This is a genomic window from Salisediminibacterium beveridgei (assembly GCF_001721685.1).
GTDB classification, from domain to species: Bacteria; Bacillota; Bacilli; order Bacillales; family Salisediminibacteriaceae; genus Salisediminibacterium; species Salisediminibacterium beveridgei.
This window is the reverse complement of sequence record NZ_CP012502.1, coordinates 2,660,374-2,672,677: the sequence shown is the minus strand read 5'-3', so window position 1 is coordinate 2,672,677 and position 12,304 is coordinate 2,660,374. Positions and strand designations below refer to the sequence as shown.

The following is a 12,304-nucleotide window of genomic DNA, read 5'->3' as shown; positions in this document are numbered from 1 at the left end:
TGAATCCAGATTTGGGGAGTGGTCAGTATGACAATGCCAGCATTGAAAATCGCACACATGGAGCCGGAAGTGCCCGTCATGCAAGGGGGAATGGGCGTAGGGATTTCCCTGCACAAACTTGCGTCAGCCGTCAGTAATGCCGGGGGAATTGGCATTATTTCCGGAACGGGAATCTCACCGGACGAACTGCGTGAAGAAATTCGTAAAGCACGGGCGAATACCCAGGGGAAAGGGTATATCGGCGTCAATTGCCTTTACGCCATGACAGATTTTGCCGATACGATGAAAGCAGCCATGGAAGAAGGAGTGGATTTCATCATCTCCGGCGCGGGCATTTCCAGGGACATGTACCAGTGGGGAAAAGCGTATGATACGCCGGTGATCTCGATTGTTTCTTCCGGTAAACTTGCAAAAATGTCCCAGCGACTCGGTGCAGCGGCGGTCGTCGTGGAAGGCCACGAAGCGGGCGGTCACCTCGGGACAGAGCGGTCCGTCAAAGACATCCTGCCGGAAGTGGTAGATGCAGTCACCATTCCCGTCATTGCCGCCGGCGGCATTATGACCGGAAAAGACATCCAGGACATGCTGGATCTTGGGGCGAGCGGTGTGCAGATGGGGACCCGATTTGTAGCAACCGAAGAATGTGATGCCGATGACGCATTCAAACAGCGGTACCTCGAAGCCACGGGGACATCGATGATGATGTCTGTTGTCGGCTTGCCAGGACGTGCGATCGAAAATTCCTTCACATCACAGATTGCCGATGGGGGCAAGGTGAAGATCGACCGCTGTGTCAGCTGTCTGAAGAAATGTTCCCACCAGTACTGCATTTATGATGCACTTCTGAAATCAAAAGACGGTGACGTGGATCAGGGACTGGTATTCAGCGGTGCCGGCGTGGATCAGGTGAAAGACATTATCCCGGTCCGGGAAGTGATCAGCCGGTTGAAGCATGAATTTGAAGAGGGACTTGTGACAGCTTAAATTAAATGATGAATTGAAACCGGAGGGCTCTTCCCTCCGGTTCTTTTGCGTGATCAGCTCAGTTGACTTGAACGAAGGTACATCGACCTGATCGGAGGATGTGATCTGGATCACTGAAATGCCGGTTTGCACCGTTTATACTGTGGCATGTGTAAAAACTCGAACAGGAGGTATGGTGCATGACGACATTGTATGACAAGCTTGGCGGCGAAGAAACGATCAGGACCGCGGTGGACAGATTTTACGCAAAAGTGCTGGCAGATGACACGGTGAAGCATTATTTTGAGCACACGGATATGGAGAAACAGCGGGAGCACCAGACGAAATTTCTCTCTTTCGCACTGGGCGGCCCCAATCAGTATGGCGGCACGTCCATGGAGAAAGCCCATGAAGGGATGAATATTCAACCCAAAGAATTTCTGGCGATTGCCACACATTTGCAAGCGACTTTGGAAGAACTCGGTGCAGAAGAGGAAGACATCGAGACCATCATGACAAAAATCAATGGCCTGAAGGACAGCGTCGTTCATCAGTAATTAAATGACCGCTCAATTGATGAGCGGTCACTTTTATGATATAAAATCAAATAGAACTAAATAAAACTTGACGAAACTAAACAAAAACAAAGATAATGGGTGTATATCATAACGATTACGTGACGTGAGGATGTGTTTCTCAATGGATCATAAAATCTATACGCCCGACGACGTGGCAAAGCTTTTGCAAATATCAAAGCATACGGTGTATGAACTGATCAAACGTCAGGAACTGACTGCGTTCAAAGTGGGCAACAAAATGCGAATCGAAGAGAAACAGCTGGAAGCCTATATGGACAGGCATTCCACATTCATCGACCAAACAAAAGATACACCGACAGCGGTTGAAGTTGACACTGTATCAGATCATGTTATTCGATTGGCCGGCAGTCACGACCTTCTTTTGGAGAAATTCATCCAAAGAGTCTTTGAAGATCCCGACTACTCCCTCCATATCCATTCATCTTACATCGGCAGTATGGAAGGCTGCATGGCTTTGTACCGGGGAGATTGTGACGTAGCCTCAGCCCATATGCTCGATCCGGAAAGCGGTGACTACAACCTGCCATTTGTGAAGCGTTTCTTTGCTGGTGAATCGGTTTCAGTGTATCACCTGGCGAAACGGACACAAGGGTTCATGGTTCAAAAAGGGAACCCGGAAAACATTCAGTCATGGCAGGATCTGATTCGTCCGGAGATCCGTTTTGTGAACAGGCAGAAAGGTTCAGGCACGAGGCAATTGCTGGACTATCACCTGACGAAGGAAGGGATGCCAGCTGAGGATCTGAACGGATACGGGGACGTGGAGTGGACCCATTACAATGCAGGGGCTCATGTGCTGAATGGGAATGCAGACGTGACGCTTGGAATCGAACCGATTGCTGCGATGCTGGGCCTGGATTTTATCCCATTGACCGAAGAATCCTTTGATCTGATCGTCAAGTGGACGAAGGGAAATCAGGAAGCCTTGAAATGCCTTGAAGAAGCCTTGCAGTCAAACACATTGAAAGAACACTTGGGTGAGATAGACGGGTATATCACGGACGATATGGGGCTGATGCGTTATTCAAACCGGGGTGAACGTTGATGAAACATCGGATTGGACCGTGGATCGTTGCCTTGTTTGTGATGGGTCTGGTGACTTTGTCCTCTGCCTGCACGTGGAGTGATTCCTCCGGGCAATCACAGGAAGAGTTCATTCTTGCGACGACGACCAGTACGTATGACAGCGGGCTCCTGGATACCCTCATCCCCCTTTTTGAAGCTGAATCCGGCTACCGGGTGAAAGTGATTGCTGTTGGGAGCGGTGCCGTTTTATCCATGGGGGAACAAGGGGAAGCGGATGTCCTCTTCACGCATGCTCCTGATGCCGAAGAAGAACTCGCAGAGTCAGGTGAGGTAGTGAACCGTCGGGCAGTGATGGCCAATGAATTTGTCCTCCTCGGTCCTGAAGATGATCCGGCAGGGGTCAGGAACCGGACTGCCGTGGGGGCTTTTCAGACGATCGCTGAACAAGGAGCGATGTTCTATTCGAGAGGTGACGGATCCGGGACGCATATCCAGGAGTTGAACATCTGGGAGGAGTCAGGTGTTGCACCGGCATTCAACGGTTATGAGGAAACCGGCCAGGGGATGGCCGAGACGTTACGAATAGCTGCCGAACGAAGAGGATATCTTCTGACAGACAGAGGAACGTATCTCTCTCTTCGCGATGAATTGGATACGCTGACAATTTTGGTTGAAGGAAAAGAGGAGCTGCAAAATCCTTATCACGTGATGCAAGTGAACCCTGAACGATTTGACCAGGTGAATGAGCAGGGGGCAGAGGCGTTTGTATCATTCATGGTCAGTGATACGGCAAGGAATGAAATCAGCAGTTTCGGTGAAGAAGCGTATGGTGAGCCTTTGTTTTTCGTTGATTGATTCAAAGGGAAGTGGGGGAGTTAAATGGAACTGATCTGGAGGGGTCTCGTTGAGGCCATACAGATGATCGTGCGTCTCGATGAAGACGTCCTGCATATTACCTGGGTGACCATTAAGGTCTGTACTTCCTCCATTGTAATCAGCACGCTGATGGGTGTACCTGCGGGGATGATGCTGGCGTTTAAATCCTTCAGAGGAAGAGGAGCACTGATCCTTCTCAGTCATGCGGGGATGGGACTGCCGCCTGTGGTCGCGGGTTTATGGGTTACGATGTTTCTGTGGCGTTCAGGACCGCTTGGTGATCTTCAGTGGCTTTTTACGACGCATGCGATTGTGATTGCTCAGGTGCTGGTGTCCCTGCCGATTGTTGTGAGTCTGTCTTATGCGGCCTTCAAAAAACTCGATCAGGGACTCCTTTTGCAGATGAAGGCGCTCGCACCGACGCGCCTGCAGACGATCCGGATGTATGCAGTGGAAGCCCGGTTCGGCATTATGGCTGCAATTATGACAGGCCTTGGCCGGGTTCTGGCTGAAGTGGGGGCGGCATCGATGGTCGGCGGGAATATCCGTGGCGATACACGGATTTTGACGACGGCCATGGTGATGGAAGTGTCCAGAGGGCAGTTTCACGTGGCCCTTGCCCTGTCCTTTATTTTGATGATGCTGGCACTGACGGTTACATTTATGCTCTTGAAAGTGCAGCAAAGGAGGCTTGTCTGATGAACAATCCGATTGTGAGTTATCGGAATGTGCTGTGTAAGCGTGGCTCTCAGGAGATCATCCGCCTCGACCGGCTTGATTTGCTGGCGGGTGACCGTCTTGGCATCATGGGACCGAACGGGGCCGGGAAATCGACGTTATTAAAAGCCTTGGCCATGCTTGAAGCACCAGACGCCGGCGAGGTGATGTTTGAAGGGCAGAAAGTGAACCTCGAGGACCCGCCACTCAAGGTTCGAAGACGACTGGCCAGTGTGTTTCAACATTCCCAGCGTTTTCAGACGAGCGTGTTTGAAAATGTGGCGATCGGGTTGAAGCTTCGCAAGGTGCCGCAAGTTGAAATCAAAGAGCGGGTCAAAAAGTGGCTGGCTGTTTTCCGGATCGATCACCTGGCTGATGCTCAGGCATATGCCTTGTCAGGTGGTGAAGCCCAAAGGATGAATCTGGCCCGCGCTTTCGTGTTGGAGCCGGATGTACTCTTCTTGGATGAACCGTTTTCCGCACTTGATTTCCCGACGAAAATGACATTGATTACCGAACTGGATCTGATCCTGAAAAACACCAGCACAACGGCTGTCTTGATCAGTCATGACTTGACGGAGATCACACAGCTGACGAACCGCCTCCTGTATCTTAAAGACGGTATAAACTGTGATCAAGGGAATACATCATCACTGTTGCATGAACCATCTGAGAAATTGGCCGCTTTTTTACAGCCCTGGCGCGAACATCCCCTGTTTAAGATCGAAAAATAAACACCCCTGTCGCAACCGTGACAGGGGCGTTCCTTGTTAAAAAGTGATTTGTTCCGGGGGATCAACCAGGACGAGTAACGTGCTGCCATCCTGCAGTGCTTCTGAGAATACGGTGACAGACGCTTCATCGAAGCCGATGTTAATGAGTTTGTTTTTCAAACCGGTCAGAGTCCCGGGAAAAATCCGGTCCACGGCGGTACCGAGTTTCTGTTCATTCATCCCGACAGCTATCGCTTCGGGATTCTCTGAAGCGTGCTCTGAAATGTCATCATCGAGGTAAAGGATGTACAGATTGTCTTCATCCAGTCCTTTTTTTTGCAATGTGCGAACGGCAATCACTACGTCGTCCTGATTTTCATAGACTTTACACAAGGGATCCATTTTCAGCCTCCTTTTATTCGTGTGATTAGTTGCTTTAATTCCCTATTCAAATGATTGAATAACATGCAATTTTGTCAGTTGGAATGCGGGTATCGGAAACTCCCGCGACCAACAGAGAAAAACCGGAACGCCTCGGCTGTGGTCAGGCTCCCCCTTGCTTCTTTTCCGCATCCTCTTGAAGCTGCCGTTTGTGCTCGATGTGTTTCTGACCCCATTCGTGCATGGCGTCGAGGATCGGCCTGAGGCTCTGTCCGTAAGGAGTGATGGTATATTCCACTTTCGGGGGTACCTGTGGGTACACTTTTCGTTCGACGATATCTTCTTCTTCGAGTTCCCTTAACTGATTCGTGAGCATTTTCTGGGTGATACCGGGGATGCTTCGTTTTAATTCGCTGAAGCGCTGGGTGCCCTCTTTTAACAGGTGTAAGAGGATAATCGGTTTCCACTTTCCAACGAGGATTCCCAGGGCGTTGTCCACCCGGCACTGTTCCGGTTCAATGTTGGCCATCATGCATTCCTCCAATAGTATCTTTTTGGATACTATAGCACTTTGAAGTGCGTACTTCCATGAAATGCACTTATGTATCATAATAAAACTATGATCAAGAGAAATATGAAATGGGTGAATGCATATGGATAACTATCGCATCGATCAGGATCAAGGAATGGAATTTGGAATTTACACATTAGGCGACCATTTACCGAACCCGAATACCGGAGAACGGATTTCTGCACAAGAACGTCTGCAGCAAATCATTGAATTTGCGAAACTGGCTGATCAGGCGGGGATCGATTTCTTCAGTGTGGGGGAAAGTCATCAGGAATACTTTGCCACACAGGCCCATGCGGTGGTACTGTCAGCCATCGCTCAGGCGACAGAAAACATCAAGATCAGCAGTTCTTCGTCGATCATCAGTACGTCGGATCCTGTCCGGGTGTATGAAAATTTTTCGACGCTGGACCTGATTTCAAACGGGCGGGCGGAGATCATTGCCGGCCGGGCATCCCGGGTGGGTCTCTTTGACCTCTTGGGTTATGATATCCGCGATTACGAGGCCCTTTATGAGGAAAAATTCGAACTCCTTCTCAAGCTGAATGAAACAGAAGGACCGGTGAACTGGGCGGGGGAATTCCGTAAACCGTTAAAGCATGCGGAACTGCTGCCACAGCCCAAAGAGGGGAGACTCCCGATCTGGCGGGCCGTCGGCGGCACACCCGCCAGTGCCATGAAAGCAGGTCATCGCGGGGTACCGATGATGATGGCGATGCTCGGCGGCCCCGTCAGCGTCTTTAAACGACAGATCGAAGCCTACCGGGAAGCGGCACAGGAGAATGGTCATGACCCTGCACAACTGCCGGTCGCTGCCGCCGGTTTTTTCCATGCCGCGGACTCTTTACAAGACGCACAGCGGGAAATGTACCCACATATAAACGAGGGCATGAAGCTGACCAACGGCAGGGGATTCCCGAAAGAAGCCTTTGCGCAGGCTGAAGATATCCGTTCCGTCATCAACATCGGCAGCCCGGAAGCCATCGTAGAGAAAATATTGTATCAGCACGAACAGTTTGGCCACCAACGCTACATTGGTCAAATGGATTTCGGCGGTGTGCCGTTTAAACAGCTGATGCGAAACATTGATCTCATCGGTGAAAAAATCCTGCCGGAAATCAAAAAACACACGCGTAAGAAGTAAGAAGTCATTGTTATAAAGCTTGTTCTGTTGTCTGGATCCGTTGCCGGGTCGAAAACAAGAACGGCGCTGAATGCACTCGAAGAAGAGCTGAAGCCACGAAGTGAGGAAGCGGAGTTTGACCTGCCGTTCAGTGACGGGCGGCATTTTCTGGATTACGAAGGAGATGCAGCGACAGTGAAGCAAACGATGATGGATGCCGACTTGTTCTTGATCGGTGCATCCGTGTTTCAGGGTTCGATTCCAGGGAGCCTGAAAAACGTCTTCGACTTGTTGCCGGTGGATGCCTTTCGAAACAAGGTCGCAGGGATTGCGGTCACCGCTGGTTCAGCCAAACATTTCCTCGTGGAAGAGCATCGGCTGAAGCCGATTTTGAATGATATGAAATTGCACGTTGTGCAAGCAGGTGTATTTGCTGGGGAAGCGGATTATCAAAACAAGAAACTGGTCAATGACGATGTGATTTTCCGGTAAAGAAGACTGACGGAAGACAGCATGCTGCTGGCTGATCCATTGGCAGAGTTGACCCGGAAAAAAGATGAGCAGTGTGAGTTTTGACGAAATTAAAGCAGGAAATCCGCTCTTGGCGGATTCCTGCTTTTATCTTTTCATCAGTCAAACTGCATCGTGGTAATGCAGGTGTCGTCACCTTCAAAAGTGGATAATTCCTGAGACGTCACGTGGCCGTCGTATTCAATCGTGACCTGATACGTTCTGTCCCGCGGGATCCAAAGGTCGATAAATCCATTGTCCAATGAATCGATCTCTTCATCCATCACGACTTCTCCGTCCTGATCTTCAATATGAACGGCAAAGGTTTCGTTTTTCAGCTCTCCCTGACAACCTGTCAGGCTATGAATGGTTCATGGATGGGTCTGATCAAAATAAGGTGCAATGGATACAAAGAATTCCTCTTCAGGCAATTCGTGGCTGATTTCTTCCTGGTCTTCTGTCGTGATGATCAATTCATCGGATGTGATGGCCGCCAGTTCACCGGTTTCGAAATTCGCGCTGTATTCATCTACCAGTGCTTTTATATCGTCCGCAGACATGGTTTCCTCATTGCCGCATGCTGAGAGCGTAAAGAGGAGTGCAGTTACAAATCCAAGTAAAGCAATGCGCATTTTGCTCATCTTACTTCCCCCTTCTATCTGTTCTGTCGTGCTGTACAGCCTGATTTTCAGCCCGCATTGGTTAGATGAACGGCCGCAGGCGGTTCAATACCTACATTGTAGCTTAAATTACAAGAGGAAGATAGAGGACGTTCCGATGAAATATGAATTTTTTGTGAAAATAAACCCAGTGTATAGATCGATTTAATGTGATAGTGTGTCAGCGAGTCTTTTGATCAAGGAAAATGCCTGTCCTGATTGCAATGAAAAGCCAGCCGGCACCAAGGAGCAATCCGCCGAGCATGTCTGAAAAGAAGTGAACATTCAGAATCAGACGGCTGAATGAGACCGTGAGCATCATAAACAGAAGAACCAGGTTCAGGCTGATTTTCAAGCGGGAATGCGATACATGAAGCGTCACCAGCAGGATCAGAAACCCGTAGAAGGCTGCACTGCCGGAAGCGTGTGCACTGGGGAAGCTGAAGCTGACAGCGTCCACGGTTTCATTGATACTCGGACGTGGACGCGCGGTCACTTCTTTCATCCACGTGGACAACGCCGAGATACCGAGCATGTTGACGGTGAGCGGTAAGACCCAAACCGGCTTTATGCGAGGGTGTATCCAGATGAACAAGGCAGTCAAAAGGGTCCCAGTGGTAAAAAAAGAGACGCTGCCAAGATCCGTCCACCAGTTCATCGTGGTATAGAGCCAGTCGGGAGAGTGCGTTGTCATGCTTGCCTGAATCGCCTCATCGATGCGGATTATCCATGCAGTTTCACGGGTAATGAAAAGAGCGAGCACACTATAGAAACCGAAACAGAGAAGCGAATAGAAAAGGAGGTACCGGTGAGTGGTCATCGAATCGATTCCTTTCCGATGCAAAGAGTTGTGTCCATTCAGAATAGCAGGATCGGGACTCAAATACCAAATCGGAACCAAAATAACTGAAGATTCGACAATATTATTTGAAAATACACATAAAACTAAACTAAAGAACTAGAAATATTGGTGATGAAATGAAAAAATGCTAGTTTTTCATCTTATTTAAAGTATAATAGACCTGAGCATATTATGAGGATTTTCGATGTGAACGTTGCTTGTGACAACCCGATTCATACATAGATTCACACAGTGATTCAGGTCACTGATAAGGAGTGCTGATCATGCCCAGGCAAAAAAACACATGTGAAACATCGTTAATATCTGTAACACAGCTCTCAGACTTCATGAACTACGTTCCTGGCGCGATGTACCAATACCGTGTGACGCCTTCTGGAAATGGGGTCTTTGATTTCGCGAGCGAAGGGATCAGCGACATTTTTGGCTGCAAAGCTGAAGAAGCCATGATGGATCAGCAAGTGGTTTTGGACGCCATTCATCCCGATGACCTGGACGATGTGTTCTCGGTAACGTTCCAGGTTGCAAAAGAAGGCGGCTTATGGGATGCGCGGTTTCGGGTCAATCATCCTGAATACGGTTTGATCTGGGTGCAGGGTTATTCGCGGGCGGAATCCCTTGAAGATGGCAGCGTCAGGTTTCATGGCCATTTTCGGGACGTATCAGAAGAAGAGTCCATAAAGCAGACTGCTATTCATTATCAGGAACAAACAGCCCGAAACAACCGGCTGCTCGAATCGATTTTTGACCACATGCCTGCAGGGCTCTGGCTTGTGAAGCCAGACGGATCAATCCCGATGTCGAACCGCTGGTTTCAAGAGAATTATCAGGTGGATCGGATGCAGCAATCCGTTTGCCAGGAGGGCGATCGGGATGCTTTTGAATCTGAAGAGACGATTGTACGTGAAGAAGAAATCACATTCAGTGACGGTGAGGTTCATACGGTCAGGTCGGTAAAAGTTCCATTAAAAGATGATGCAGACCGGATTACAGGCCTTCTGGGGATTGGAATGGATATTACTGATTACAAGCAGATTGAAGAAGCGCTTCATCTCGAAAAAGAGATGTTCAGAACGACGTTAATGTCTTTAGGGGACGGCGTCATTGCTACGGATAATAAAGGGCGAGTCACGTTGATGAATCGGATGGCGGAGAAGCTGACGGGTTTTAGGATGGACGAAGCAACCGGTGAATTTTTTGATAAAGTGTTCTACATCATCAACGAACACACCCGTGAAAAGTGTGACAGCCTGGTGTATAAAATCCTCAAAACCGGAGAAAATTCGGAGATGGAAAAAGACAAGTTATTGAAAAATAAATACGGGAAAGAAATCCCTGTGGAAGACAGCGCCGCTCCGATTCGATCGATTGACGGCGGGGTCAAAGGAGCTGTGATCGTCTTCAGGGATCACACCGTCGAGAAAGAACGGATCAGACAAATTGAATATTTGAGTTTTCATGACCAATTAACGGATCTGTATAACCGCAGATTCCTCGAAGAGGAACTGAATCGCCTGAACACTGAGCGCAATTTCCCGCTCTCGGTGCTGATTCTTGATGTGAACGGATTGAAACTCTTAAACGATGCCTTCGGTCATGCCAAAGGGGATGAGCTCTTACGGAAGGTGGCAAAGACCATTCGCCAGCAGTGCAGAGCAGATGATATTATTGCCCGGGTCGGAGGCGATGAGTTTACAATTGTCCTTCCGAAAACCGATCCGCAGGAAGTGGAAATCATTGTGGAGCGGATCAGTGAAGGATTGAAACAATTCAATGTCGGTGGTCTGCCGATCACCGCATCGTTCGGTTTCGAAACGAAATTCCGTGAAGAAGAGCCGACGGAGCACATTCTTCGTAAGGCAGAGGAAAAAATGTACCGTCAAAAAATAGCGGACAAGCAAAAAATTGCTTATCAGGCAGTTGAAACGATCATGCAAACCTTCTTTGACAGTTTTCCGAACGAAGAGGAACATGCCGAACGTGTTGGCTTGTATGCCGAAATGATTGGCACGGAAATGGGGGTGGACCGCTTGCGGATTCAGGAGCTGAAGACGGCGGGCCTTGTGCATGATATCGGTAAAGTGGCCCTGCCGCTGGAAATGATGGTAAAGGCGGACCGGCTTTCTGAAGACGAACGTGAAGAGATCGAGCGTCATCCTGAAGTCGGTTACAATATCCTGAACGCAGTGAATCAATACGGCAATTTATCTGAAATTGTTCTGGCCCATCATGAAAAATGGGATGGGAGCGGATATCCAAAAGGGCTGAAGAAACAAGAAATTCCGCTGGAGGCGAGGATCATTGCTGTGGCAGAAGCCTATGAGACAATGACGACAAAGCAGGCTTACCGTGAAGCCATGCCGGAAGAAGATGCGCTGGCTGTTTTGCAAAAAGAATCCGGCAGGCAGTTCGACCCAGAGGTCGTGGCGCATTTTCTGTCGATCAGAGAACCCTGAGCCGTGGAGGAAACTCTATTGAAGTGTGTAATATCTGGAAAATGAATCATTGTTCACTTGTGTTGAATCAGAATCTCAGGGAAAATGGATGCATTATACGAAACAGAGGTGGATTGAACATGGCGATTGTGACAGTGGATTTTGATGGTACGCTTTATCAGGGCGATTCTTTTAAAGCAATGTTCAAAGCAGGAAAGAAATGGTTTGGGTATCAGCAATGGCTGACTTTAGGCATGGTGATTTTGGCCACCCTGGTTACCCGGGTTTTCAAAGGGAAACAGGCAATGCGAATGTGTTTTTTCCGTGGTTTTGCGAAGACATTCAAAGGGATGAGTAAAACGAAACTGGATGATTTTTTTAAAGAGCTTGCAAGCAGTGATCTGTCCAATGTCAACATGGAACTGGTGGAAAAGTTACGAGAACATGAAAAACGCGGGGATACGATAATCATTCTGTCCGGCGCGCTTCATCCGTTTCTGGAAGCCTTTCGAGATTTACTGGAGCTTGATGCAGAGATCATCAGTACCCGCCTGACGTTTACGGATGACATGATCTGCACCGGCCGGGTAGAGAAGATTATAAACGGAGAAGAGAAGGTCACAGAACTCAAAAAATGGTTACAGGAAAAAGAGATGCATCCGGGCTTTGGAGAATCTGCTTTTTCCACATGGGCCTATGCGGACAGTGAAACGGATATTCCGCTTTTTGAATATGTGCAGACACCTGTTGTGGTGAATCCGAATGAGGAAATGGAAGCAATTGCAAGGGAAAAAAGATGGCCCATTTTTGATGAAGCATTGGCTGAGTTATAATTGAAAGAAAGGGTGCAGGTGATTAACCTGCGCCCTTTT

Annotated in this window: 14 protein-coding genes; 10 read left to right on the top strand and 4 right to left on the bottom strand. The window is 48.7% G+C overall.

Annotated features, from left to right (window positions below; genetic code table 11):
• Positions 1-27: 27 nt before the first annotated feature.
• From BBEV_RS12560 to BBEV_RS12535, 6 genes are all read left to right on the top strand, one after another.
• Positions 28-984: an NAD(P)H-dependent flavin oxidoreductase gene (locus BBEV_RS12560; protein ID WP_069365783.1), complete on the top strand. Its 957-nt coding sequence runs from the start codon at positions 28-30 to the stop codon at positions 982-984.
• 179 nt (positions 985-1,163) lie between these two features.
• The gene (locus BBEV_RS12555; protein WP_069365782.1) at positions 1,164-1,520 is read left to right on the top strand and encodes a group I truncated hemoglobin; all 357 of its coding nucleotides are present in this window, start codon (positions 1,164-1,166) and stop codon (positions 1,518-1,520) included.
• Positions 1,521-1,662: 142 nt separating this feature from the next.
• Complete coding sequence (locus tag BBEV_RS12550; protein WP_069365781.1) at positions 1,663-2,607, top strand: helix-turn-helix transcriptional regulator; 945 nt, start codon at positions 1,663-1,665, stop codon at positions 2,605-2,607.
• Positions 2,607-3,443, top strand: coding sequence for an ABC transporter substrate-binding protein (locus BBEV_RS12545; protein ID WP_069365780.1), 837 nt, complete (start codon positions 2,607-2,609; stop codon positions 3,441-3,443). The genes BBEV_RS12550 and BBEV_RS12545 overlap by 1 nt, the downstream gene beginning before the upstream one ends.
• 24 nt (positions 3,444-3,467) lie before the next feature.
• Positions 3,468-4,163, top strand: coding sequence for an ABC transporter permease (locus BBEV_RS12540; protein WP_069365779.1), 696 nt, complete (start codon positions 3,468-3,470; stop codon positions 4,161-4,163).
• Positions 4,163-4,915 (top strand): ATP-binding cassette domain-containing protein, encoded by a 753-nt coding sequence (locus BBEV_RS12535; protein WP_069365778.1) that lies wholly within the window; start codon positions 4,163-4,165, stop codon positions 4,913-4,915. The genes BBEV_RS12540 and BBEV_RS12535 overlap by 1 nt, the downstream gene beginning before the upstream one ends.
• Positions 4,916-4,951: 36 nt before the next feature.
• Here BBEV_RS12535 and BBEV_RS12530 read toward each other — a convergent pair whose 3' ends face one another.
• Both BBEV_RS12530 and BBEV_RS12525 read right to left on the bottom strand, forming a co-directional pair.
• Entirely contained in the window at positions 4,952-5,296 is a 345-nt protein-coding gene (locus tag BBEV_RS12530) for a YflT domain-containing protein (protein ID WP_069365777.1), read from the bottom strand.
• Between the two features lie 142 nt (positions 5,297-5,438).
• Entirely contained in the window at positions 5,439-5,804 is a 366-nt protein-coding gene (locus BBEV_RS12525) for a winged helix-turn-helix transcriptional regulator (protein ID WP_069365776.1), read from the bottom strand.
• A gap of 124 nt (positions 5,805-5,928) precedes the next feature.
• Here BBEV_RS12525 and BBEV_RS12520 point away from each other — a divergent pair, with 124 nt between their 5' ends.
• Positions 5,929-6,990 (top strand): LLM class flavin-dependent oxidoreductase, encoded by a 1,062-nt coding sequence (locus BBEV_RS12520; protein ID WP_069365775.1) that lies wholly within the window; start codon positions 5,929-5,931, stop codon positions 6,988-6,990.
• Between the two features lie 27 nt (positions 6,991-7,017).
• Positions 7,018-7,461, top strand: coding sequence for an NADPH-dependent FMN reductase (locus BBEV_RS12515; protein WP_324609495.1), 444 nt, complete (start codon positions 7,018-7,020; stop codon positions 7,459-7,461).
• 137 nt (positions 7,462-7,598) lie between these two features.
• On the opposite strand, the gene BBEV_RS17970 is transcribed toward BBEV_RS12515, so the two are convergent.
• Both BBEV_RS17970 and BBEV_RS12500 read right to left on the bottom strand, forming a co-directional pair.
• Positions 7,599-8,120 carry a CueP family metal-binding protein gene (locus BBEV_RS17970; RefSeq protein ID WP_198155001.1) on the bottom strand — a complete coding sequence of 174 codons (522 nt, stop codon included), beginning with the start codon at positions 8,118-8,120 and terminating at the stop codon, positions 7,599-7,601.
• Between the two features lie 199 nt (positions 8,121-8,319).
• Entirely contained in the window at positions 8,320-8,958 is a 639-nt protein-coding gene (locus tag BBEV_RS12500) for a phosphatase PAP2 family protein (RefSeq protein WP_069365773.1), read from the bottom strand.
• 305 nt (positions 8,959-9,263) lie between these two features.
• Here BBEV_RS12500 and BBEV_RS17200 point away from each other — a divergent pair, with 305 nt between their 5' ends.
• Both BBEV_RS17200 and BBEV_RS12490 read left to right on the top strand, forming a co-directional pair.
• Positions 9,264-11,453: an HD domain-containing phosphohydrolase gene (locus BBEV_RS17200; protein WP_084007382.1), complete on the top strand. Its 2,190-nt coding sequence runs from the start codon at positions 9,264-9,266 to the stop codon at positions 11,451-11,453.
• A 119-nt stretch (positions 11,454-11,572) separates the two neighbouring features.
• Entirely contained in the window at positions 11,573-12,265 is a 693-nt protein-coding gene (locus BBEV_RS12490; RefSeq protein ID WP_069365772.1) for an HAD family hydrolase, read from the top strand.
• Positions 12,266-12,304: the final 39 nt, after the last annotated feature.

Excerpts from the sequence above, each read along its gene's own strand:
- BBEV_RS12550 (WP_069365781.1), top strand. The coding sequence starts at position 1,663 with ATGGATCATAAAATCTATACGCCCGACGACGTGGCAAAGCTTTTGCAA.
- BBEV_RS12530 (WP_069365777.1), bottom strand. The coding sequence starts at position 5,296 with ATGGATCCCTTGTGTAAAGTCTATGAAAATCAGGACGACGTAGTGATT.
- BBEV_RS12490 (WP_069365772.1), top strand. The coding sequence starts at position 11,573 with ATGGCGATTGTGACAGTGGATTTTGATGGTACGCTTTATCAGGGCGAT.
- BBEV_RS12560 (WP_069365783.1), top strand. The coding sequence starts at position 28 with ATGACAATGCCAGCATTGAAAATCGCACACATGGAGCCGGAAGTGCCC.
- BBEV_RS12545 (WP_069365780.1), top strand. The coding sequence starts at position 2,607 with ATGAAACATCGGATTGGACCGTGGATCGTTGCCTTGTTTGTGATGGGT.
- BBEV_RS12520 (WP_069365775.1), top strand. The coding sequence starts at position 5,929 with ATGGATAACTATCGCATCGATCAGGATCAAGGAATGGAATTTGGAATT.
- BBEV_RS12535 (WP_069365778.1), top strand. The coding sequence starts at position 4,163 with ATGAACAATCCGATTGTGAGTTATCGGAATGTGCTGTGTAAGCGTGGC.
- BBEV_RS17200 (WP_084007382.1), top strand. The coding sequence starts at position 9,264 with ATGCCCAGGCAAAAAAACACATGTGAAACATCGTTAATATCTGTAACA.
- BBEV_RS12500 (WP_069365773.1), bottom strand. The coding sequence starts at position 8,958 with ATGACCACTCACCGGTACCTCCTTTTCTATTCGCTTCTCTGTTTCGGT.
- BBEV_RS12555 (WP_069365782.1), top strand. The coding sequence starts at position 1,164 with ATGACGACATTGTATGACAAGCTTGGCGGCGAAGAAACGATCAGGACC.
- BBEV_RS12540 (WP_069365779.1), top strand. The coding sequence starts at position 3,468 with ATGGAACTGATCTGGAGGGGTCTCGTTGAGGCCATACAGATGATCGTG.
- BBEV_RS12525 (WP_069365776.1), bottom strand. The coding sequence starts at position 5,804 with ATGGCCAACATTGAACCGGAACAGTGCCGGGTGGACAACGCCCTGGGA.